Below are 24049 nucleotides of genomic sequence, written 5' to 3' on the forward strand. Positions count from 1 at the left end.
GAGCTGGAACAGGATCCGCGGATTTTGAGCTGTTCCTGGCATGTCGGCTACATCCGTCACGACAGCGACGTCGCCGGCTGCGGCATCGTCGTCGTCCCCGCCACGGAAAAAGACAGCGCTTATGCGGAAACGGTTGCGGATCAGCTGGCTGCCTATGTCTGGGACCGCCGGCATGAATTTCACTACACCGGCCTGACCGCGAAACCGGAAAAAGCGCTGGAAATGGCGCTGGCCTTTGAAGGCAAACCGGTATTTATCACCGATTCCGGGGATAACGTCACCTCCGGCGCGACCGGCTGGAATACGTTTATCTTACGTCAGGTGCTGGCTGTTCCGCAGCTGACCAAGCGCTTCCTGTTTTCCAATATCTGCGATCCGAATACCTGGCAGCTTCTCGATTCGCTGCCGTCCGGGACAGAAACTCAGATCACGCTGGGCGTTGGCGCCGACGCAAATTCCGCACCGGTTACGCTCGATGTGATCGTGCGAAGCAAGGGCAGTCTGCGCGGATATCTGATGCATGATCACGATGCGCATTACGGGGACGCCGTCGTCGTGTCCGTCAAGGGTCTGCCGATCGAGATCAGCGTGGCGTCCACGCGCCAGACAATGTGTGAGAAACATCAGTTTGATGCGCTGGGGATTGATTGGGATGATTACGACGTGATCGTCGTCAAACAGGGCTATATCTTCCCGGATCTCAAAGCGAAGGGCCAGCTGTGCATCATGTCGCTGACCGGCGGCGCGACGCCGCAGGATACCGCCTCGATTCCATTCAAGCGGATTCAGCGGCCGATGTTCCCGATCGATGAGATTTAGGGGACAGAGTTCATGAAGATTTTAATCGGTTTCTTCACCACCGAGTCCAACGCAAACATCCGGCAGAAAGCGACGCTGGCGGATTATGATCTGGCATGGGGGGAAGACTGCCTGCGAAAAAACAAAGTCAGCGACGTTTTCAGCCAGGCCGGGATTGAGATGATTCCCACGCTGTATGCCAATGCGGCCGGGGCCGGCGTGATCGAAAGAAAGGCCTTTGAGTATATTGAAAATAATTTCTTAACGGCGGTGCGGGAGCATCTGCACGAGCTGGATGGGATTTACCTGCATCTGCACGGCGCCAGTACCGTGGAGGGGTTAGGCTCCGGCGATCATCACATTCTGAAGAAAATCCGGGAATTGACCGGGCCGTATCTGCCGATTGCCGTGGTGTGCGATCCGCATGGGAATCTCACGCAGGAATATGTCGAAGCCTGTACGATTCTGCGCAGTTATCGGGAAAGTCCGCATACCGATGCGGATGAAACGAAACGGAAGGTGGCTCAGCTGCTTTGCGATCTGTTGAAAAAACGTCAGAATATCCATGCGGTTTACCGCAAGCTGCCGTTAATTCTCGGTGGGGAACAGAGCGTGTCGGCGGATGAGCCGGTGCGTTCGATCAATCGGTATCTGGATGAGCTGGAACAGGATCTGCGGATTCTGAGCTGTTCCTGGCATGTCGGCTATCTGCGTCACGATTGTCCGGAGGCGGGATGCGGCATCGTCGTCGTTCCGGCCAGCGGAAAGGATCAGGCGTATGCGGAGACGATCGCCGATCAGCTAGCGGAGTATGTCTGGCAGCGGCGGCATGAATTCCACTATACGGGATTGACGGCAAAGCCGCAGGAAGCCTTGCGGATGGCGCTGGAATTTGATGGCAAGCCGGTGTTTCTGACCGATTCCGGAGATAATGTGACCTCGGGCGCCAGCGGATGGAATACCCGTGTGTTGCGACAGTTTCTCGCTGTTGGTCATTTACAGAAACGCGTCCTGTTCGCGTCGATCTGCGATCCCAAGGCCGTTAACCAGCTGCAGGATCACGCGGTCGGCGAACGCGCGGTCTTTAACTTGGGCATGAATGCCGACGTCCATTCTGAAAGCGTCACCTTGAAAGGCACGATCATCGCGAAGGGACCGTTAATGGGCAATCTGTGGAGCGGGCGTCAGCGGGTCTGGGGACAAACCGTCACCGTCCAACTGGAAACGAAACCGATCGATGTCTTGATCGCTTCCAAAAACAATACGTTGTGCGAACAGCACCAATACGAGGCTGCGGGCGTGGATTGGGATGACTACGACGTGATCGTCGTGAAGCAGGGCTACATTTTTCCGGAATTAAAGGCGAAAGGGAAACTGTGCGTGATGTCGCTGACCGACGGCGCGACGCCGCAGGATACCGCCTCGATTCCCTTCAAGCAGATTCAGCGGCCGATGTTTCCAATCGATGAGATTTAAGGAGGGAAAAGCGATGAAAGTTATGATCGGCACATTGTATGCCGAATGCAACGATCAGATTCCAACGCGGGCCCGGCTGGAAAATTTCGATCTGGCCCGGGGCGAAGCCTGTATTGATAAAATGAAGATCCGGTCTGTCTTTGAACAGGCGCAGATCACGCTCATTCCGGCGCTGTATGCCGACGGCGGATCGACCGGTGTGATCGAGCGGCCGGCTTACGATTATATTGAATCCCAGATGCTTCAGACGTTAAAAACGCATCTTCACGAACTGGACGGAATCTATTTGTTTCTGCACGGCGCCAGTGAGGTGGAAGGGATGGGGTCTGGCGAACATCGGCTGCTGAAAAAAATCCGGGAGCTGACCGGGCCGTATCTGCCGATTGCCGTCACCGCCGATCCGCACGGCAACCTGTGCCGGGACTATGTGGAACAATGCACGATCCTGCGCAGCTACCGCGAATCGCCGCACACCGACGCCGACGCGACGAAACGCCGAGTCGCGCAGATGTTGTGCGATCTGTTGAAAAAACGGCAGAATATCCATGCCCTTTACCGCAAGCTGCCGTTGATCTTAGGCGGGGAACAGAGCGTGTCGACGGATGAACCGGTGCGCTCAATCAATCAGTATATGGATGAGCTGGAAAAGGATCCGCGGATTTTAAGCTGTTCCTGGCATGTCGGTTATATCCGTCACGATACCGATGTCGCCGGCTGCGGCATCGTCGTGGTGCCGGCCACGGAAAGCGACAGCGCTTATGCGGAAACGATTGCGGATCAGCTGGCGGAATACGTCTGGCAAAAACGCCATGAATTCCACTACACCGGTCTGACGGCCGATTTGGAGGAAGCGCTGGACATGGCTGTCAATTTTGAAGGCAAACCGGTGTTTGTCAGCGATTCCGGGGATAATGTCACCTCCGGGGCGACCGGCTGGAACACGTTGGTATTACGCCGTGTATTGGCGCGGAAGACGCGGACAAAATCATTTCTGTTTGCGGCAATCTGCGATCCCGGAGCATTTGGGAAGCTTAACGCCCTGGCAGTGGGATCTGCCGCACAGTTTACGCTGGGCGTCAATCATGACGCCTGCTCAGAAAGCGTGGCGCTGCGGGGAACGATCAAAGCCAAAGGCAAGCTGATGGGCTACGCGCTGCATGACGTCAACGCGGTGTTCGGCGAATGTGTCGTTGTTTCGCTGCAGGATGAGAACATCGACATTATCGTCAGCAGCACCCGGCAGGTGCTGTGTGAGCAGCATCAGTTTGAAAACGCCGGCGTGAACTGGGATGACTACGACGTGATCGTTGTCAAGCAGGGCTATCTTTTTCCAGAGTGCAAAGCGAAGGGCAGACTGTGCGTCATGGCGCTGACCCCGGGAGCGACGCCGCAGAACACCGCGATGATTCCGTTCAAGCGGATTCAGCGGCCGATGTTTCCGATCGATGAAATATAAGGAGAACAAGAAGATGGAAATTAATGCCCAACGGTTATGGGACCGGCTTCACCAGTTAGGCCAGATCGGCGTCGATCCGCAGGGCGGCGTCACCCGCTGGACTTTTACCGACGCGGATACTCAGGCGAAGAACTGGCTGATCGGCGAAATGAAGGCGGCCGGGCTGGACGTGCATGAGGATCCGGTCGGCAACGTCATCGGCGTCTACAATCCCGGCGGCAGCCCGTTAGCGCCGGTGCTGTGCGGCTCCCACTTCGACACCGTGCGCAACGCCGGCATTTTCGACGGCTGTCTGGGACTGTTGGCGGGCGTGGAAGCGGCGCAGACGTTTAAGGAAAATCAAACAGAATTGAAACGGCCGCTGTGGATTATCGGTTACCGCGATGAGGAAGGCAACCGGTTCAATTCCGGGATGATCGGAAGTAAGACGGTCACCGGAAAGGCGTTGCCTGAAGATTTCCTGGTTCAGGACGCGGCGGGCATCACGCTGAAGGAGGCGATGGAACGCTGCGGATATCATCCGGAAGCGTATCGTCAGGGTCAGATCGATCCGATTTATGCCAGCATGGAGCTGCATATCGAACAAGGCAAGGTTCTGGAACAGAATCAATGTCCGGTCGGGATCGTCGAAGGCATTCCGTATCTGCGCTTCTATGAAGTGACGCTGAGCGGATGCAGCGGCCATGCGGGCGCGACGCCGATGAACGACCGGCAGGATCCCGTGCTGGCGATGACCGAATGGATTCATCAAATCACGGAATCAGCCCGTCAGAAGACCTACACCGTCGCAACAGTCGGCTGCATTCAGACCTTCCCCGGCTCCACGAACGTCATCTGCGATCACGTCACCTTCACGCTGGACATCCGCAGTCTGGACGAAGCTCAGATTGAAGCCTGCCTGCGGGAGATCGAGACGTTGGAAGCCCGCCTGGAAAGCGAGGGCATTCAGGTCCGGCGCGAACTGCGGCATATTCTGTATGGCATGGATTGCGATGAACGGCTGAAACACCAGCTGGAAATGATTGTGGAAAAGCGGGATCTGCCGGTCTTCCGGCTGATGAGCGGCGCGGGCCATGACAGTCAGAATTTCAAGGATGTCTGTCCGTGCGCAATGATTTTCGTCCGTTCGGTCAACGGCTATTCGCACCGCAAGGAAGAATATACGCCGATCGAAGACTGCGCGGCAGGCGCGAATGTGCTGCTGGACATGCTTTATCAGCTTGCCAACGAAGAAGATCGTGCATCGTCATCCCCGCAAACGATCCTTTGAAACGATTGCCCGGTGATCAGCACCGGTTCGTTTCCGCTCATCATCCATGCAGGAAAAGAAACAAGCGTCATTGAAAAAATCCAGGATCAACAAGAATAAATAAGGAGAGAAGTCACTATGAAAGTTTTGATGGGAACCTTCGTCACAGAATCCAACGCCAACGTCCCGGCTAAAACCCGGATCAACCATTACGACATGGCCTTCGGCGAGGACTGCCTGCGCAAGATGAACGTTGCGGACATCTACGCCGCGGCCGGCATTGAAACGATCGGCGCGATCTACGCCGACGCCGGCGGCAACGGCGTCGTCACAAAAGACGCGTTTGATTACATCGAAGGCTGTTTCGCGGACGCGGTCCGGGCGCACCTGCAGGAGATCGACGGAATTTATCTGTTTCTGCACGGCGCCAGCGAAGTCGAGGAGATCGGCTCCGGCGATCATCACATCCTGAAAACAATCCGTGAAATAACCGGCCCGTATCTGCCGATCGCCGTGGTTTGCGATCCGCACGGCAATCTGTGTCAGGAATATGTGGACAACTGTACGATTCTGCGCAGCTACCGCGAATCCCCGCATACCGACGCCCAAGCATCCAAACGCATCGTCTCGCAGATGCTGTGCGACCTGCTTCACGACCGCCAGCACATCCACGCCGTATACCGCAAGCTGCCGCTGATCCTGGGGGGCGAACAGAGCGTATCGGCGGATGAACCGGTGCGTTCAATCAACCGCTACATGGACGAGCTGGAACACGATCCGCGGATCCGCAGCGTGTCCTGGCATGTCGGCTACATCCGGCATGACTGCGACGTAGCCGGCTGCGGGATTGTCGTCGTGCCTCAGAACACCGCCGATCAGGCCTATGCGGAAACCATCGCCGATCAGCTGGCAGATTATGTATGGAACAAGCGCCATGAATTCCATTATACGGGATTGACCGCCCATCCGGACGAAGCGTTGAAAATGGCGCTGGACTGCGCGGAAAAACCAGTGTTCATCACCGATTCCGGCGATAACGTCACCTCCGGCGCAACCGGCTGGAACACGTTCGTTCTGCGCCAGGTTTTAGCGGTAAAGGAGCTGAACAAACGCTTCCTGTTTGCGACGATCTGCGATCCGGCCGCCTATGAAACGTTGGCAAAGCTGCCGGACGGCACGGAAACAAGCTTGAAACTGGGCGTGGGTTATGACGAATACTCCGCCCCGGTGACCCTGGAAGTCGTCGTGAAGTCAAAGGGCGAGCTGCGCGGCTTCATGTACCGCGATCATAACCGGGCTTACGGCTACTGCGTCACGGTCAGCGTGAAGGGCCTGCCTGTCGAGATCATGGTTGCCAGCAATCGTCAGGCGATGGTGGAAATTCACCAGTTTACCGATGCCGGTATTGCGTTGGACGACTACGATGTGATCGTCGTCAAGCAAGGCTATATCTTCCCGGAACTCAAGGCTGCGGGCAAGCTGTGCGTGATGTCGCTGACCGGCGGCGCGACGCCGCAGGACACCGCGTCGATTCCGTTTAAACGAATTATGCGGCCGATGTTTCCGATCGATGAAATGTGAGGTGAAGATCATGAAAATAATCGCGGCTAAATTTACCCTGGAAGCTAACGAACACGTCCCGATGTTCTGCGATCTGGAAAACACCGCCCTGAGCTTTGGCAAAGAGGCGCTGTCGCACATGCAGCTGGGTGATGTCTTTGACCGTCCGGACATCGAACTGATCCCGGTTCTCTGCGCCGACGCCGGCTGCAGCGGCGTGATGCGCAAGGGTTGTTTCAATTATCTCGAACAGCGGATTCTCAATACCGTCCGTGAACATTTGCCAGAGCTGGATGGGATCTATCTGCATCTGCACGGCGCGAGCTTCGTGGAGGAAATCGGCAGCGGCGAGCAGCATTTAGTGCGGGAAATCCGCAAGCTGACCGGGCCGTATCTGCCGCTCGCGATCGCCTGCGACCCGCACGGCAATCTGACGCGGGACTATGTGGAAAACACGACGTTTATCCGCTCTTACCGGGAAGCGCCGCACACCGATATCTCGGCGACGGTGCAGCGCACCGCCCGCACGCTGATCGAGCAGATTGAACATCCGAAGAACGCCCGGCCGGTGTACCGCAAGCTGCCGTTGATTCTGGGTGGGGAACAGAGCGTTTCGCTTGATGAACCGGTGCGCACCATCAACCAATTCATGGATCAGCTGGAACAGGATCCGCGGATCTTAAGCTGTTCGTGGCACGTCGGTTATCTGCGTCACGACTGCCCGGAGGCCGGCTGCGGGATCGTCGTGATTCCTCAGACAGAAGCCGATCAGGCATATGCCGAAACGATCGCCGATCAGCTGGCGGAATTCGTCTGGAACAAACGCCATGAATTCCACTACACCGGCACCACCGCGGCCCCGGACGAAGCGCTGGCGATGGCTCTGGCCTTTGACGGCAAGCCGGTCTTCATTACGGATTCCGGCGATAACGTTACCTCCGGCGCAATGGGCGCGAACACGTTCATTTTAAGACAGGTGCTGACTCTGCCGGCGTTGTCCAAGCGCATTCTGTTCGCCGCGATCAACGATCCAGCCGCTTGCCACCGGTTGATGGCCTGTGCGGAGAACGAACAGGTTTCGCTGCGTTTGGGGATGGGACTGGATGCATACAGCGAACCGGTCGATCTCGATGTCGTTGTGCTGCATCATGGCCGCCAGGCGGGAACGGCGATGTATGGTGAGGAAGGCGATTACGGACCGATCGTTACCGTGCGGCTGCCGGGGACACCGATTGATATCGCGGTCACCGACAACAATCATTCGTTTGTCGAAATCCGTCAGCTGACCGCCTGCGGCATTAACGTGGAAGACTATGATATTTTCGTCGTCAAGCAAGGCTACATCCATCCGGAGCTGAAGGCTCTGGGCAAGCTGTGCGTCATGTCGCTGACCGGCGGGGCGACGCCGCAGGATACCCGGCTTATTCCGTTTAAACAAATCCTGCGCCCGATGTTTCCGATCGATGAAATTTAACGCTGCCCTTGAGCGGTACATCGCCCGGCAATCCCGGAGCTTTACTGCCCTTGCTGGTCTGTGTGGGGGAAGAACGGGATGCCGCCCATGAACCCAAACGGACAATTCCCCGCGGATTTTCTGTGGTCCGCTTCCACCAGCGCCTGGCAGTTTGAAGGCGGCGCGCTGGATGAGGGCAAAGGCCCGTCCGTTCAGGATATCCGGCCGGGTCAAGGGGAAATCCTGCGGACCGCCTCCGATCATCTGCATCATCTGGAGGAAGACGTCGCACTGTTGAAAGCAATGGGATTAAAGGCTTATCGCTTTTCGATTTCGTGGTCCCGCGTGCTGCCGCAGGGGCGCGGTCAAGTCAACGCGCAGGGATTGGCGTTTTATACCCGTTTGATCAAGCTGTTGAAGGAAAATCAGATAGAACCGATCGTCACGCTTTATCATGATGATCTGCCCTGGGCGCTGGCCAGGCAGGGCGGCTGGGCATGCCGGGAAACGATCGACGCCTTTGAGGACTATTGCGGGCTGATGTTCGATCACTTCGCCGGGCAAGTCCTGTACTGGCAGCCGATTTGCGAACAAAATCTGTTGACGATCGACCGGCTGCTTTCGCCCTCCGGTTCGCTGGCGCAGGCGTTTCAGGAAAATCATCATCGGACGCTGGCGCAGGCCCGCGTCTTCCGGCGGTTTCATCAACGCGGATATCCGGGCTGGATCGGCCCGGCGCTGAACCTGGTGAAGGTTTACCCGCTGACGCCGGATCCCGAGGATGTGGAAGCTGCAATGAATATGGAATTGATCCGGAACTGGCTGGATCTCGATCTGGCTGTGAGCGGCCGGTATTCCGCCCCGGCCGCGGCGCTGTTAACCCGGCTGGGCGCGATGCCGAAGCTGGAGCCTGGGGATGCGGAAACTTTAAAAAGCGGGTTGGCGACGATGGTTTCATTCAGCAGCTATACCTCGGTCACCGTCAAAAAAGGCGCGGCCGCAAGTTTCACGGATCCCACCGGGATGAAATATGGCTTCAATCTGCCCGGAATCTTTGAAATTGTTAAAAATCCAAAGCTGGGAACGAGCGGCTTCGACTGTGAAGTCGATCCGGCGGGAACCCGCCTGATCCTGGAAGACGTGGCGCAGCGCACAGAGCTTCCGCTGTTCATCATCGAACGCGGCCTGGGATTGAAGGAAACCCCGGATACCCGGGGTGAGATCCGGGATGTCCGGCGGATTGCCTATCTGCGGAAACAGATCGAGCAGGCCCGCCTGGCGGCGCACGGCGTCCCGCTGATCGGGTACTGCACCTGGAGCGCGTTTGATCTGGCCAGTACGCAAAACGGCTATCAGAAACGATACGGTCTGATCTACGTCGACCGGGAGGATGACGATCCCAAAGACTGCCGGCGGATTCCCAAGCTGAGCTATGCCTGGTTTCAAAAGGTCATTGCCAGCAGCGGGCAGGATCTGGAACTGACGGAAGAACTCAACGGTAAATCCGAATAATTTAAAAATCAGAGAACGGAGGATAGGAAATGAAGGAAAAATTTTTATGGGGCAGTGCGACTGCCGCTTATCAATGCGAAGGCGCCTGGGATGCGGAAGGCAAAGGCCCGAGCATCTGGGATCAATTCTGCCACAGCGAGAAGAACACGACCGGGATTACCGGCGATGTATCCTGCGACTTCTATCATCATTATCAGGAAGATATCCGGATGATGGCTGAAGGCGGTCAGAACACATACCGTTTTTCCATCAGCTGGTCGCGGATCGTGCCGAAGGCGGACCGTGTGATCAATGAAAAAGGCTTTGAATTCTATGACAAGGTTCTGACGGAATGTGAAAAATACGGGATTGTACCGAATGTGACCTTAGTCCATTATGACCTGCCGGATTATGTCGGCGATCAGGGGGGCTGGTGCTGGCCGGGCATTTCCGATGAATTTGCCTATTACGCAGCGGCGGTGTTCCGCCATTTCGGCGACCGGATTCCGCTGTATGTCACGATTAATGAACCGACGCACAACGCTTCGTGCTGTTACATGGTCGGCAATTATCCGCCGAACGAACAAGTCAATATGCAACATTTCTGCGAGTGTGCCTACAACATGATTCTGTGCAACGCCAAGGCGATCCGCGAATTCCGCAAGCTGAAGCTGAACGCCAAAATAGGGCTGGTGCACGCTTCCTGCAGCGCTGAATCCGTGCTGGATACGCCGGCGTATCGCGAGGCAGTGGAAAACGGCGATCTGTTTACCAACGACTGGGTGCTGGATCCGGCGATCAAGGGCGAAATCCCGCAGAAGCTCATCGACAAGGTGAAGGCTTCCGGCATTGATCTGTCGTTTATGAAAGCGGAGGATCGGGCGCTGATCCGGGAGAACACGATTGATTTTCTCGGTCAGAACGCGTACAGCCGGCTGCTGGTCAAACCGTATATATCCGGAGAAACCTGCGCGACCGTCAACAACGCCGGGAACAACGACGGTTCAGGCAAAGCGGCGAAGGAAGGCAAGACCGTTAAGGGCTGGTTCGAGTCCGATACCGATCCGCGGGTTCCGCTGAATCCATGGGGACGGGAAATCTATCCGCAGTGCATCTACAACACCTTGATCAAGCGGAAGCAGAAATATGGCGATATTCCGATCTATATTACGGAAAACGGTCACGGAGCCTATGACGTTGCGGATGAAAACGGCTGGGTTGAAGACGACGACCGGATCCAGTTCCTCCATGATTTCCTGGAACAGATCCTGAAGGCTAAAGCCGAGGGCGTGAACGTCATGGGCTATTATGTCTGGTCGACGATGGATCTTTACAGCTGGATCAACGGCTATAAGAAGCGCTATGGCCTGGTGCGCGTGGATTATGAGAAGGGGCTGAAGCGGATTCCGAAGAAAAGCTACTACTGGTATAAGCAGTTTATCGAGGAGCATCAGGATCTGTAACAAGCCAACGGGAAGCCGGGGGGCATGAAAAAACAATTCATGAAGCGGCAGACCGGATTCTGGCTTACGGGGAATGGAAAAGAAAAATCAGGAGGTGAAACAATGCAGAAATCTGAATTTTTATGGGGCAGCGCAACGGCGTCTTACCAATGCGAGGGCGCGTGGAACCTCGACGGCAAGGGCGTTGGCGAATGGGATGTGTTTTCCCATGAAAGCCCGCTCAACATCAACGGCGCGACGGGCGATGTTTCCTGCGACTTCTATCATCATTATCAGGAAGATATCCAAATGTTAAAGGCCGGAGGCCAGAACTCCTACCGTTTTTCCCTGTCGTGGTGCCGGATTCTGCCGGAAGGCCGGGGCCGGATCAATGAGGAAGGGATCGCGTTTTACAACCGGGTGATCGACTGCTGCCTGGAAAACGGCGTGGTTCCCAATGTGACGTTGTTCCACTACGATCTGCCGCAGGCGCTGGCTGCGCAGGGCGGCTGGGCGAACCGGGAAATCGTCGAGGCGTTTGCCGAGTATGCCGAGGTGTGTTTCAAGGCGTTCGGCGACCGGGTCAAGCTGTGGGTGACGATCAACGAACCGAAATATTACGCTTATTGCAGCAATATCGTAGGCAATTACCCACCGAACCACAAGCTGGATTTTGACCGTTATTTTAAGACGCTTTATCATGAAGCGCTGGCCAGTGCGAAAGCTGTCGCGGTCTACCGGAAGTTACATCAGGACGGGCGAATCGGGATTGTGCATGACAGCAGCAACGTCGAGGTCGCACCGCAGACGAAGGATCCCCAGCGGATCCGGATGATCGCCGATCTGTTTTACAACAAGCTGATTCTGGACTGCGCGATCAAGGGCGAGCTGCCGGGCGCATTGCTTCCATGGCTGAATGAAAATGGGATCGACACTTCCTATGTTCGGTTTGAGGATGCGTTGACCCTGGCGGAAGGAAAAGTCGATTTCCTGGGGCTGAATGTCTACAATCGATTCTATATTACAGACTATAGCGAAGGGGAAACCGAAGTTTTCCACAATAACCGCGGCGCGGGATCGGCGGCGAAGGAAGGCATCCGGATTAAGAACTGGTATGAAACAACGATCGATCCTTCGACGAAGCGCAACCTGTGGGGGCGTGAAATTTATCCGCGCTGTATGTTGAACACCTTGCGGGAAATCCGCGAACGGTATGGCGACATCGACGTCTATATCACGGAAAACGGCCATGGCTGTTATGAAACGCCGGATGAAAACGGCGTCGTGCAGGATGATGAACGGATTGAGATGATGCAGGGATATATTGATTTTATGTTCCGCGCGATGGAGGAAGGCTGTCCGGTCCGGGGGTATTATGCCTGGTCGACGATGGATTTGTACAGCTGGGTGAACGGCTATGAGAAACGGTATGGGCTGGTGCGCGTCGACTTTGAGGACAACTGCCGGCGGATTCCGAAGAAAAGCTATGGCTGGTATAAGCAGCTGATCGAAGATTTTCAAAAATAATCATTTCCTAATTGCAGCCGGAGTTGACGACAGCTCGATGCAATCGTGTTGAAAAGCACAGGGCCTCCCTTCCTGTGCTTTTTTCTGTTTTCATTTCTGATAATCGTTTGCGTGAATAATCAAAAAGTCGGCGGCACAGGACAGAAAGACATCCTGAAATATTGACAAATCCGATATTTAAAAAGAAAGGGCAGAACAGAAGCGGGTTAATTTAATGTTGGGAGCAATCGTGACCTCCATTCATAATTTGATCCCCATGTTGTTCAAGTTTTCAACAGAGAATCCACAGCTGCCCTCCTTTTTAATAGAGATGCCTTGACAGCGGGATGTCAGGAATGAATTGACTGAGGAAGGCGAGGGGAAAGTAAATTCTGTGATCAAGATTGTATTCTGGTCAGTTTTCAATCGCTAAGCGTGCGGTGTTTTTCAACGTTCAGATTGAGGTCAATAAGAAATTTCGTTACTGCTTTTTAAGCAAATTTTAATTGAGCTTCGATTGGCTGTTATTTGTTTATAGATATAAAGAAGAAAATGGAACGATCTTTCATAGTTTATGGATTAAAAACAGTAGTCCTTTACTAAATCATGATTTACTCAATCTGGATTTGATAAAGGAACATTTCACTCATTCTCCCGCTGTTTCAGGGATAGACTTATAAAGCTGCTTCCGTTTAACCGCTCTGTCCCCGGATCGGTAAAAAGTTGAGAAAATTCAGGAGTTTCCGATGGGAACAGGGTTGTAAGATCATGAAATTCCGATATAATGAATCTGGAAAAAGAAATCAGGTGAAATTATGGAAACACAGCGTTTAACTAAGAAGGACAGCGCTCAAATTGTAGAAATTTTAAACCGCGGCGGCGTCGTGGCTTTCCCAACGGATACCGTTTACGGATTGGCAGTTCGTTATGACCTGAAAGAAGCGATCCTGAAAATGAAGGAAGCGAAACAAAGACCGGAAACCAAGCCGTTTCCGATGATGGTTTCGTCGAAAGCTCAGATTGAACGGGTTGCCGTTACCGACGCGCGGTCGCAGAAATTGATCGACCACTGGATGCCTGGGGCCTTGACGCTGGTGTTTAAGAAAAGACCGGAAGTTGACGAATTGGTGACCAATGGATTTCCGACGATTGGAATCCGGATGCCGGATGATGAGTTTGTTTTGGAAATCATCAATCGCGTCGGTGTTCCCCTGTTAGTGCCGAGCGCCAATTTAAGCGGACAGCCGTCGTGTACAACGTCGGAAGAAGTGCTGAAGCAGCTGGAAGGCCGGATTGACGCGGTCGTTCTGGGCGAAAGCGGCGCGAGTACGGCCAGCACGGTCTGCGATACGACCGGCGATGAGCTGAAAATCTTACGGCAGGGACCAATTAAGCTGGAAGATCTGAAAGCTTCAATTTAAGGATTTAACAGGTAAAAAAATAAGAAAAGGAGCGGTGAAGATGAAAATTGCAATGGCTTGTGATCATGGCGCTTATAAGAATAAGGAAGCGCTGAAAGCAAAATTGATTCAGGAAGGTTACGAGGTTGAAGATTTCGGATGCTTCAGCGAGGAAAGCATCGACTATCCGAAAGTGGCTTATCCGTGCGCTAAAGCGGTTGCGGAGGGAAAAGCGGACCGCGGCATCGTCATGTGCGGCACAGGGATTGGCGTCAGCATCGTCGCGAATAAAGTGCCGGGCATCCGCTGCGCGCATGTGCATGATCTGGAAACCGCGAAGCTGACCCGCGAGCATAATGATTCCAATGTGCTGGCAATGGGCGGACGGATTATCAGCCAGGAGCTGATCGAACAGATTGCCGAGGTTTGGCTGACGACGCCGTTTTCCAACGAAGAGCGGCATCAGCGCCGGATTGATCAGATTGCGGAATTAGAAAAGAAAGCGTAATTTCAAGCTCAGTAAAAAACGATCGTTCATTTCTGATAAGAAAATGACAACGATCGTTTTTTTTATGATTCATATAAGTCAGACGGTTCTCATCGAAGCGCTGCTTTTTTACAATGGACCTTATTTGTTCAGCGTGTCGATCACAACCGGCAGCACCTGCTTCTTCCGCGAGATGAAGCCCGGCGCAAAACCGCCCGTCAGCACCGTCTTAAACCCTTCCTCGATGACCCAGCCTTTTTTCCCCGTATACAGGAAATGCGAGCCGGAACCTTTCGGATCCGTGAATAAGATCAACAACAGATCGTAATGATGCTGCAGATTCTGCTCTTCCAGATACGCCAGAAAATCCGGCTTGATCTGTTGGTATTCATCCGGACAGCGGCACACAACCTGACCGATCGCCACCTTGCTGTCCTGAATCCGGAACTCCTTGAAATCCTCATACATCAATTCCTGAAACGATTTGTTCATCAACGAATCCGAGGTTCCGACCAGCTCCTCGGACAAGGTCTGCCGGTCAACGCCGGAAATCTGCGCCAGCTTCTCCGCGGTGATCCGGTCAATCTCGGTCGTGGTCGGCGATTTTAAATTCATGGTATCCGAAAGCAATCCGGCTAACAAAACCCCGGCGATCTGCGCGGGAATCTCAATCTGATGCTGCTCATAGAGATTGGCGACGATCGTGCAGGTGGAGCCGACGATCTGGTTCACAAACGAGATCGGACTCTGCGTTTCAATCCCGCCTAAACGATGATGATCGACAATCTCAATGATCTCCGCAAATTCCAGATCATGAATACTCTGTTCTTTTTCATTATGATCGACTAAAATCAGCTGTTTCTTCCGATAATTAAATAAGTGGTACCGGGAGATCGCTCCGATCACTTCCTCTTTTTCATTGACGACCGGATAGGTGCGGAAGCGCGTCTTCGCAATCCGCTGGCTGGCCCCGTCGACCGTCTCGCTGTTCCGGAATACGACCACATCCCGGGTCATGACCTCCTCAACGCTGGGACTCTGGAAAATGCTGTGCGCCACCGTGATCGCACTGAGCGGCGTATGCAGAATGGAAACCTGTTCCTGTTTCGCCATCTCCAATGTGATCGAATCCACCCAGTTCTCACCGCAGATCAAAATCAACGACGCTTTCTGGCGGATCGCCGAGCGCTGTACTTCCGGGTTGTTCCCGACGATCACGATCGTGCCTGCCTCGATGTTGCTGTTCTGACCTAAAGAAGGCATCAGATGAACTTTTCCATTCGGATGAAACGGCGCTTCATAAAGCAGGGAAGCCCGCGTGGTTTTCAAAATGTTGGCTAACGGCACCCGGCTCATCAGATCCTCCAACGCCTCCTCATCTGCCGTCCACAGATTCGTCAGATCAGAAACGGAGACGATGCCCTCCAGATGATGCTTCTTGTCCACGACAAAGATCCCTTTGTTTTTCCGGGACAGGATCGCATCAAGCGCTTCCTTCATCGTCGTGTCCTTGCTTAAAAGCATCGCTTCGTCCATGTCGATTTCCGCCAGCGTGCATTTGGCGCTCGTCAAAAGCATCGGCACTGGCAGCTGGAAACGGTCCAGGATGTATAAAGTTTCCTTGTTGACCGCGCTGAGCCGGGCCGCCACGGTGTTGAGGCCCAGCTTGTTTTTCAGCGCTGAATAGGCGATCGCCGCACAAATCGAGTCGGCGTCAGGATTTTTATGACCAATCACATATACAGGTTTATCCATAGTTTATCCTCACTGACTTCATCATAGCGAAGTTTTTCTGGAAAAACAAGGTCGATTTATGACCGCTTCCCTGCAGATTGCTCAAAGTTTGCGGGCATTGGCAGTTTTCTAGCACTGATCCGCAGTTTCCTTCGTCTGGAACTAGGGACTCTGGCTGCGTTCATGAGGACAAAACAGCATTCTGAAATGAAGATCAGCCTTGTTCAGACGTTGACAAAACAGGGTGGTTTGTCCGCTTTTCCGACATATTATTTTGTTTGTCTATGTTCGCAAGGCCGGGCTTTTGCGTATAATAACACCCGAAAAGGAGGTCGTGCGAAAACTCACGAGAAAGTGAGCTGGAATCCTTTGTATTTTGATCAGGGTCAATGGTATAATAACCGTGATAACGCTAACAGAATAAGGAGAGAGCTTATGTTGAAAGTATTGAATCACCCGCTGATCACACACAAGCTGGCCCAGATGCGCAAGGTGGAAACCGGAACCAAGGATTTCCGTCAGAATCTGGATGAAATCGCCGGGTTGATGGCGTATGAAATCTGCCGCGATCTGCCGACCAGACCGGTGACGATTCAAACGCCGATCTGCGAATGCCAGACGGAAGAACTATCCAAGGAAATTGTTCTGATTCCGATCCTGCGCGCCGGGCTGGGGTTAGTCAACGGTATCACCGATCTGATTCCGACCGCCAAGGTTGGATTTATCGGTCTGTACCGCGATGAAGAAACCTTGCAGCCGCACGAATATTTTGCCAAGTTCCCCAACACGATGCCGGACGCCGTGAATATGGTGCTGGATCCGATGCTGGCGACCGGCGGTTCCGCCGTTGCGGCGATCGACATGATCAAAAAACGCGGCGCCAAAACGATTAAGCTGGTCTGTCTGGTCGGCGCGCCGGAGGGCGTCAAAGCCGTTGAGGAAGCGCATCCGGACGTCGATATCTATCTGGCCGCGCTGGATGATCACTTAAATGAAAAAGGCTACATCGTTCCGGGTCTGGGCGATGCCGGCGACCGGATCTTCGGCACGCGTTAGTGAAAGGCCTTGTTCAGGCGCTGACGCTGGGCTTCACTATCGTCGTTTCCATTCTGGCGCCGACGCTGGTCGGACTGGCGCTGGATCATGTCTGCGCCGTCCGCCCCTGGGGCACGGTCGGCGGAATTGTCTGCGGCGCGTTCTGCGCGTTCGGGGCTTTGTGGCAGCTGACAAAAACAAAGTAAGGAAAACGTATGCGTAAACAAGCCATTTCTATCGCGCTGGTTGTATCGAGCCTGATCGTGCTGACCGGCGTCTTCACCGATTGGCGGATTGCGTCCGGCTACGTCTTCGGCGCAATGATTTCCGCACTGCTGTACTGGCGCACGACGATGTTCTGCGATCAGGTTCTTGATCAGCAGGCAGCCGGGAAAATCGGCCTGATCGGCCATTTCCTGTTCAGCTATCTTCTGATGGCGCTGCCGTTGTTGATCGCGGCGCTGGCGCCCGAGGTGTTCAATATCTTCGCGGCGGCCGGCGGATTGTTTCTGATGAAATTTGTTCTGATTCTTGATTCTGTTTTAGAAAGGAGGGAAAAAGATGGGTAAACCGCTGCACCTGACGATCCAATCGGATGTCTTCGTCATTCTGGGCGTCACTATCCTGTTGTGTCTGGCCGTCATCGCGCTGTCGAAGAAAATCGACAAGACCGATCCGCTGGCCAAACCGCACGGGCTGGTCCTGTTGGCAATCATGCTGGTGGAAACGCTCGATAACCAGGTGAAGGACAATGTCGGACCCCGGATCGCTAAAAATCTGTCGCCGTATGTCACGACGATTGCGATTTACATCTTTTTAAGCAATATTCTGGGCCTGTTCGGCTTCTCTTCTCCCACAGGCAATTACAGCGTCACGCTGATGCTGACGATCATCACGTGGGTGCTCGTCCAGATCGCGCAGCTCAAAGCCGGCGGCTTCAAGGCGTACATGCATTCGTTTATCGAACCGATTCCGGTCTTTCTGCCGATGAATCTCTTCGGCAAATTCTCGACGCTGCTGTCGATGTCGCTGCGTCTGTTTGGCAACGTGCTGTGCGGAGGCATTATCATGTCTCTGGTTTACAGCTTTACGTCATGGTGCTCGACCGCTTTAATCAATTTTATTGTTCCCGTCGGATCGGCGATCAACTTCATCGCTCCGATTCTGACCCCGGCGCTGCATTTCTACTTTGACTTGTTCGCCGGATTTATCCAGACCCTGATCTTCATTACCCTGACGATGGTCTTTATTGGCAATGAAGTTCCGGACGAGATGAAAAAAGCATAACTATTAGGAGGAAAAAATTATGGATATCGCAAAAGGTTTAATCGCAATCGGCGCCGGTCTGGCTGTTATGACCGGTATGATGACAGGTATTGGTGAAGGTTTCGTCGCCGGCAAGGCCGTTGAGGCGATCGGCCGCAATCCGGAAGCGGAAGGCAAAATTCGTTCGACGATGATTCTGGGTATCGCGCTGTCTGAAACCTGCGCCATTTACGGCTTGTTGGTAGCGATCCTGCTGATCTTCGTCTTCTAAACCAGACACGTGTACGAAAACGATAGAGCAGGAGGGAAGATATGATTGAGATAGATGTAATCGGCCAACTGCTTCCCAATCCGATTACGATGCTGACGCAGCTGTGCTCCACGCTGGTGCTGTTTCTGGTCATTAAGAAATTTTTGTGGAAGAGCATCACCGGTATGCTGGACCGGCGCGCCGAAAAGATGCAGGAGGAGCTGACCGCCAGCGAGCAGGCCCGCCAACAGGCGCAGCAGGATCGCGAAAACGCCCGTCAGGAATTGAAGGAAGCGGTAACCCGTTCTCAGACGATGATTGAAAAGGCGACGGTGGAAGCCAAGAGCGTGCGCGAAGAAATTGTGCGCAAAGCAAAAACGGAAGCCGATGATCAAATTATCCGGGCGCGCGGCCAGATTGAGTTGGAGCGCTCGCAGATGCAGAGTGAAATCCATCGGGAAATGGTCGAAGTCGCAATGAGCGCCGCGGAGAAGCTGATCGGAGAAAAGAGCATTGAGGCCGGCGATCGTCAGGCTGTCGATCAATTTGTAAAGGAAGTAAGCGCGTATGGCCAGTCAGGTCGCTGAACGGTATGGCGAAGCGCTGTTTGAGCTGGCAAAGGAAAGCGGCGAACTGGTCCGCTGGGGACAACAGGCCCGCTGCTTAGCGGCCGTCGTGGAAGAAAATCCGCAGCTGCTGGATTTTTTCAACGCGGTGAAGATCAGCGCGGAAGAAAAAAAACAGATGGTGAACACCCTGTTTGCCGGGCGGATCGACGTCATGTTCATTTATTTCCTCGATTTGCTGATCGACAAGAAACGAACGAAGCATGCCGTTGAGATTCTCCGCCAGTTTATCAGTCTGGAAAACGCCGAGCGCGGCGTGGCGGAAGGGGTTGTCTATTCCGCACGCAAATTGGCGAAGGAAGACGTGGAGCGCATCGAACAAGCGATGGCGAAGCGGCAGGGACAGAATCTGGAACTGACCAACCGGGTCGATCCGCGGTTGATTTCCGGCATTAAAGTGGTGATCGGCAATGAAGTGATCGACGGCTCCATGAAATCAAAAATTGAATCACTGAAAAGTGAACTGTTGAAGGAAAGCAGGTGAGAGAATGAGTTTAAGACCTGAAGAAATCAGTGCGCTGATCAAAGAACAGATCAAGCACTATGAAGATAAAATTCAGTCGAACGACGTCGGCTATGTCATTCGTGTCGGCGACGGCATCGCGCTGATTCAGGGATTGGACAAAGCGATGTCCTCCGAGCTGCTGCTGTTCCCGCATGATGTTTACGGCATGGTGCTGAACTTGGAAGAAGACCATGTGGGCGCAGTATTGCTGGGCGATGACACGCTGATTAAAGAGGGCGACGAAGTCAAACGCACCGGGCGGATCGTCGAGGTTCCGGTTGGGGACGGTATGCTGGGACGCGTCGTCAACGCATTAGGCCAGCCGATTGACGGCAAAGGCCCGATTGCCAGCGACAAGACCCGTCCGGTAGAACGGGTAGCGCCGGGCGTCATGACGCGGAAAAGCGTGCATCAGCCGTTGATGACCGGTTTGAAGATCATCGACTCCATGATCCCGATTGGCAAAGGCCAGCGTGAGCTGATCATCGGCGACCGTCAGACCGGCAAGACGGCGATCGCGGTCGATACGATTCTGAACCAGAAGGGACAGGACGTCTATTGTATTTATGTGGCGATCGGTCAGAAGGCCAGCACCGTCGCGCAGATTATGGAAAAACTCCGTCAGCACGACGCGATGGACTACACGACGATCGTCGCGGCGACGGCCAGCGAAATGGCGCCGCTGCAATATCTGGCCCCGTATGCCGGCTGCGCGATCGGCGAGGAATGGATGGAACAGGGCAAAGATGTCCTGATCATCTATGACGACCTCTCCAAACACGCGGTCGCTTACCGCACCATGTCGCTGCTGTTAAGAAGACCACCGGGACGTGAAGCGTATCCGGGGGACGTTTTCTATCTGCATTCCCGTTTGTTGGAACGGGCGGCGAAGCTGAACGACGAGCTGGGCGGCGGTTCCCTGACGGCGCTGCCGATCATCGAAACCCAGGCCGGCGATATTTCGGCGTACATTCCGACCAATGTCATTTCGATTACCGACGGTCAGATTTTCTTGCAGACGGAACTGTTCAACGCCGGCGTGCGGCCGGCCGTCGACAGCGGCTTGTCCGTATCCCGTGTCGGCAGTGCGGCGCAGACCAAAGCGATGAAGCAGGTTTCCGGCTCGCTGAAGCTGGATTTGGCCCAGTATCATGAAATGCTGAGCTTCTCTCAATTCGGTTCCGACCTGGATCCGGTGACCAAGGCGACGATCGACCACGGCGCACGGCTGACTGAGCTGTTAAAGCAGGGCCAGTATTCTCCGCTGACGATGAGTCAGCAGGTCTTGTCGCTGTTTGCCGCGAAGAACGGGTATCTCAAAAATGTACCGGTTGAACAGATCAAGGGCTTCGAGGAAGGCATGCACAAGTTCTTTGCTCAGGATAAAGCCGATCTGATCGCCCGGATTGAATCGGAAAAGAAGATCGACGCCGATCTGGAAACCGCGCTGAAACAGGCGATGGACGAATATCTGCAGCAGTTTCAGCTGATCAGTGGGATGTAATCCATGGCGCAGGGAAAGCAAGCGTTAAAGGGACGCATCCGTTCCGTCAGCGCCACCCGGAAAATCACCAGCGCGATGGAACTGATCGCCAACGCCAAGCTGCAGAAACAGCGTGTGCAGATGGAAAAGAACCGGGAATACGCGGATACACTGCGCCAGATCGTCAGTCAGATTCTGGCGAACAACCCGGAAAGCGAATGCGTTTATTTAAAGAAAAATCAATCGCCGCGCACGCTGACGTTCATGTTCACCTCGGACATGGGCTTGTGCGGGGCATACAACGCCAACCTGCTGCGGATGGCCGGCGAAGTTCTGGATCCGCAGGATCCAATGATCGTGATTGGAACCAAAGGCACAAGCACGCTGCGGCAGAAGGGATTTAATCTGATCCGCGAGCCGATCGGCTCCGATCATGTTGATTTCTATGTGTTTAACGATCTGGCGGATGAAGCGCTGAAACTGTACGTCAGCGGTGAGATTGGCAAGATTCAGATTCTCTATTGCCAGTTTGTCAACGCCGTAACGTTTACGCCGCAGCTGCTGACGCTGCTGCCGGTCAGTCCGATGGAACGCGAAGGCCGGGAGTTTAAGGTGGAAACCTTATTTGAACCGGGGCCGGACGCCATTCTGAATTCGTTAATTCCGATGTACGTCCGCTCGTTGTTATACAGCGCGCACATGCAGACCAAAACCGCGGAACAAGGTTCCCGGCGGGTGGCGATGGAAAGCGCGACGGATAACGCCGACGAGCTGATCGACAAGCTGACGCTGCAGTACAACCAGGCACGTCAGGCGGCGATCACGCAGGAAATCACAGAAATTGTCGCCGGGGCGGACGCCTCGTAGCGAAAGGAGAATTTATGGCTAAAAATATTGGAAAAATCGTACAGGTCATCGGACCGGTCGTGGATATCCGTTATGCCGCCGGTCAGCTGCCGGCCTTGAACAATGCGATCGTGGTGGAGAAAGGCGAAGGCCAGCGCATCACTGTCGAGGTGGCTCAGCATATTGGCGACGACGTCGTGCGCTGCATCGCGATGGCTTCCACCGATGGTCTGGTCCGGGGCATGGACTGCCTCGATACCGAAGCGCCGATCAGCGTGCCGGTAGGCCAGCAGGTGCTGGGCCGGATGTTCAACGTCCTGGGCGATGAGATCGACGGTCTGGGCGAACTGCCGGAACCAAATAAAAAACTGCCGATTCACCGCGCCGCGCCATCCTTTGAGGAACAGCTGACGTCCGCGGAAATTCTGGAAACCGGCATCAAGGTCATCGACCTGCTTTGCCCGTATGCCCGCGGCGGCAAGATCGGTCTGTTCGGCGGCGCCGGCGTTGGCAAAACCGTGCTGATGCAGGAGCTGATCCACAACATTGCCAAGGAACACGGCGGCATGTCCGTTGTGGCTGGGGTCGGCGAGCGAACCCGTGAAGGCAACGATATGTATCACGAAATGAAGGACTCTGGCGTTCTGGACAAGACCGTACTGGTCTATGGTCAGATGAACGAAAGCCCGGGCGCGAGAATGCGCGTGGCGCTGTCCGGTTTAACGATGGCGGAATATTTCCGCGATCAGGAAGGTCAGGACGTCCTGTTGTTTATCGACAATATCTTCCGTTTCACCCAGGCGGGTTCGGAAGTTTCCGCACTGCTGGGCCGGATGCCGTCAGCGGTCGGTTATCAGCCGACGCTGGCGACGGAAATGGGTCAGCTGCAGGAACGCATCACCTCGACTAAGCGCGGTTCGATCACGTCGGTTCAGGCAATTTACGTGCCGGCGGACGATCTGACCGACCCGGCGCCGGCGACGACGTTCTCCCATCTGGACGCCAAGACGGTTCTGGATCGTTCGATTGCGGCGCTGGGTATTTATCCGGCGGTGGATCCGCTGGAATCCAGCTCCCGCATGTTGGATCCGCTGGTTGTCGGCGACGAACATTACGAAGTCGCCCGCGGCGTCCAGCAGCTTCTGCAGCGGTATAAAGAACTGCAGGATATCATCGCAATCCTGGGGATGGACGAATTGTCGGATGAAGACAAGAAAATCGTCAACCGGGCGCGCCGGGCACGAAACTTCCTGTCGCAGCCATTTCATGTCGCGGAACAGTTCTCCGGGTATAAGGGGAAATATGTACCGTTGAGTGAAACGGTCCGCAGCTTCAAAGAGCTGTTGGCAGGCAAGTATGACGATCTGCCGGAACAGGCGTTTATGTTTGTTGGCACGATTGAAGAAGCGGCGGAGAAAGCCCGCCAGCTGGGGCAGTAGCATATGATCCACTGCCGCGTGGTGACGCCGGAAGGACTGGCGAAGGAAATGGATACCACCATCCTGAATGTGGTCAGCACTGTCGGTCAGCTGGGAATTTTATCCCGTCACGTACCGCTGGTCACGCCGCTGGCCATCTCCCGCATGATTACGGAAGAAAGCGACGGCCGCAAGGAATACGCGGTCGCCGGCGGTCTGTTATATTTTGAAAACGATCTGGCGACGATCCTGACCGACGCGATTGAGTCCAAAGAGGAAATCGATCTGCGCCGGGCCGAGGAAGCGAAGCAGCGCGCCGAAGCACGGCTGGATGATCCGAATATGGACATGCGCCGGGCAGAGGTGGCTTTGAAAAAAGCGATTAACCGGATCTCAGTGAAAAACGAGCTCAAATAAATCAAAGAAAACGACGATCTGATCTGAAAAGGAAAGGTCGTCGTTTTTGATGTTTTCACCGATCTTTTAATCAAGCTTGACAAAGAAAAGAGGTTCTATAAATTTTGGTGTTGGTGGAAACCAACGCCTTTTTTTCTTGAGCATAAAAAAA

The 24049-nt window shown here is 54.3% G+C and carries 23 protein-coding genes; 22 read left to right on the top strand and 1 reads right to left on the bottom strand.

The features are described 5' to 3' along the window. From I2G61_RS05990 to rpiB, 11 genes are all read left to right on the top strand, one after another. A partial coding sequence (locus tag I2G61_RS05990; RefSeq protein ID WP_195548046.1) for a M81 family metallopeptidase occupies nt 1-819 on the top strand: 819 nt, incomplete at its 5' end. Between the two features lie 12 nt (nt 820-831). Then, nucleotides 832-2274: a M81 family metallopeptidase gene (locus tag I2G61_RS05995; protein ID WP_195395236.1), complete on the top strand. Its 1443-nt coding sequence runs from the start codon at nt 832-834 to the stop codon at nt 2272-2274. A gap of 13 nt (nt 2275-2287) precedes the next feature. After that, nucleotides 2288-3730 carry a M81 family metallopeptidase gene (locus tag I2G61_RS06000; RefSeq protein WP_195395237.1) on the top strand — a complete coding sequence of 481 codons (1443 nt, stop codon included), beginning with the start codon at nt 2288-2290 and terminating at the stop codon, nt 3728-3730. A 13-nt stretch (nt 3731-3743) separates the two neighbouring features. Then, nucleotides 3744-5000 (top strand): Zn-dependent hydrolase, encoded by a 1257-nt coding sequence (locus I2G61_RS06005; protein ID WP_195395238.1) that lies wholly within the window; start codon nt 3744-3746, stop codon nt 4998-5000. 117 nt (nt 5001-5117) lie between these two features. Then, a complete protein-coding gene (locus tag I2G61_RS06010) occupies nt 5118-6560 on the top strand; it encodes a M81 family metallopeptidase (protein WP_195548047.1) in 1443 nt (480 codons plus the stop codon). A gap of 10 nt (nt 6561-6570) precedes the next feature. Next, the gene (locus I2G61_RS06015; protein ID WP_072683259.1) at nt 6571-8013 is read left to right on the top strand and encodes a M81 family metallopeptidase; all 1443 of its coding nucleotides are present in this window, start codon (nt 6571-6573) and stop codon (nt 8011-8013) included. 78 nt (nt 8014-8091) lie between these two features. Beyond that, nucleotides 8092-9504: a glycoside hydrolase family 1 protein gene (locus tag I2G61_RS06020; protein ID WP_200798747.1), complete on the top strand. Its 1413-nt coding sequence runs from the start codon at nt 8092-8094 to the stop codon at nt 9502-9504. A gap of 29 nt (nt 9505-9533) precedes the next feature. Further along, the gene (locus I2G61_RS06025; RefSeq protein WP_195548048.1) at nt 9534-10946 is read left to right on the top strand and encodes a glycoside hydrolase family 1 protein; all 1413 of its coding nucleotides are present in this window, start codon (nt 9534-9536) and stop codon (nt 10944-10946) included. A gap of 102 nt (nt 10947-11048) precedes the next feature. Continuing rightward, on the top strand, nt 11049-12452 hold the full coding sequence (locus I2G61_RS06030) for a glycoside hydrolase family 1 protein (RefSeq protein ID WP_195548049.1): 1404 nt from the start codon (nt 11049-11051) through the stop codon (nt 12450-12452). 794 nt (nt 12453-13246) lie between these two features. After that, nucleotides 13247-13852 carry an L-threonylcarbamoyladenylate synthase gene (locus I2G61_RS06035; RefSeq protein ID WP_195548050.1) on the top strand — a complete coding sequence of 202 codons (606 nt, stop codon included), beginning with the start codon at nt 13247-13249 and terminating at the stop codon, nt 13850-13852. A gap of 40 nt (nt 13853-13892) precedes the next feature. Then, a complete protein-coding gene (gene rpiB / locus I2G61_RS06040) occupies nt 13893-14339 on the top strand; it encodes a ribose 5-phosphate isomerase B (protein WP_072683263.1) in 447 nt (148 codons plus the stop codon). 120 nt (nt 14340-14459) lie between these two features. Here the strand turns inward: rpiB and I2G61_RS06045 are convergent, their stop codons facing one another. Further along, complete coding sequence (locus I2G61_RS06045; RefSeq protein ID WP_072683264.1) at nt 14460-16073, bottom strand: putative manganese-dependent inorganic diphosphatase; 1614 nt, start codon at nt 16071-16073, stop codon at nt 14460-14462. A gap of 414 nt (nt 16074-16487) precedes the next feature. On the opposite strand from I2G61_RS06045, the gene upp reads away from it, so the two are divergent. Genes upp through atpC form a run of 11 tightly spaced genes read left to right on the top strand, consistent with a single transcriptional unit; the run spans nt 16488 to nt 23898 of the window. Next, the gene (gene upp / locus I2G61_RS06050) at nt 16488-17108 is read left to right on the top strand and encodes a uracil phosphoribosyltransferase (protein ID WP_072683265.1); all 621 of its coding nucleotides are present in this window, start codon (nt 16488-16490) and stop codon (nt 17106-17108) included. After that, entirely contained in the window at nt 17108-17293 is a 186-nt protein-coding gene (locus I2G61_RS16405) for an AtpZ/AtpI family protein (protein ID WP_072683266.1), read from the top strand. Before upp ends, I2G61_RS16405 begins: the two co-directional genes overlap by 1 nt. A gap of 9 nt (nt 17294-17302) precedes the next feature. Next, nucleotides 17303-17656 (top strand): hypothetical protein, encoded by a 354-nt coding sequence (locus tag I2G61_RS06060; RefSeq protein ID WP_072683267.1) that lies wholly within the window; start codon nt 17303-17305, stop codon nt 17654-17656. Beyond that, entirely contained in the window at nt 17649-18374 is a 726-nt protein-coding gene (locus I2G61_RS06065) for a F0F1 ATP synthase subunit A (protein ID WP_195548051.1), read from the top strand. Before I2G61_RS06060 ends, I2G61_RS06065 begins: the two co-directional genes overlap by 8 nt. Nucleotides 18375-18393: 19 nt before the next feature. Next, nucleotides 18394-18624, top strand: a complete 231-nt coding sequence (gene atpE / locus I2G61_RS06070; RefSeq protein WP_006057958.1) for an ATP synthase F0 subunit C — start codon at nt 18394-18396, stop codon at nt 18622-18624. Between the two features lie 41 nt (nt 18625-18665). Further along, nucleotides 18666-19190, top strand: a complete 525-nt coding sequence (gene atpF / locus I2G61_RS06075) for a F0F1 ATP synthase subunit B (RefSeq protein WP_072683269.1) — start codon at nt 18666-18668, stop codon at nt 19188-19190. Continuing rightward, nucleotides 19171-19713: a F0F1 ATP synthase subunit delta gene (locus tag I2G61_RS06080; protein ID WP_072683270.1), complete on the top strand. Its 543-nt coding sequence runs from the start codon at nt 19171-19173 to the stop codon at nt 19711-19713. Before atpF ends, I2G61_RS06080 begins: the two co-directional genes overlap by 20 nt. Nucleotides 19714-19717: 4 nt before the next feature. After that, a complete protein-coding gene (gene atpA / locus I2G61_RS06085) occupies nt 19718-21238 on the top strand; it encodes a F0F1 ATP synthase subunit alpha (RefSeq protein WP_072683271.1) in 1521 nt (506 codons plus the stop codon). 3 nt (nt 21239-21241) lie between these two features. Beyond that, nucleotides 21242-22084: an ATP synthase F1 subunit gamma gene (atpG, locus tag I2G61_RS06090; RefSeq protein ID WP_072683272.1), complete on the top strand. Its 843-nt coding sequence runs from the start codon at nt 21242-21244 to the stop codon at nt 22082-22084. A gap of 14 nt (nt 22085-22098) precedes the next feature. After that, nucleotides 22099-23502, top strand: coding sequence for a F0F1 ATP synthase subunit beta (gene atpD / locus I2G61_RS06095; protein WP_006057953.1), 1404 nt, complete (start codon nt 22099-22101; stop codon nt 23500-23502). Nucleotides 23503-23505: 3 nt separating this feature from the next. Then, nucleotides 23506-23898 carry an ATP synthase F1 subunit epsilon gene (atpC, locus tag I2G61_RS06100; RefSeq protein WP_072683274.1) on the top strand — a complete coding sequence of 131 codons (393 nt, stop codon included), beginning with the start codon at nt 23506-23508 and terminating at the stop codon, nt 23896-23898. Nucleotides 23899-24049 lie beyond the last annotated feature (151 nt).

It is taken from the genome of Holdemania sp. 1001095H_141210_F2 (assembly GCF_015558105.1).
Taxonomy (GTDB): Bacteria; Bacillota_I; Bacilli_A; order Erysipelotrichales; family Erysipelotrichaceae; genus Holdemania.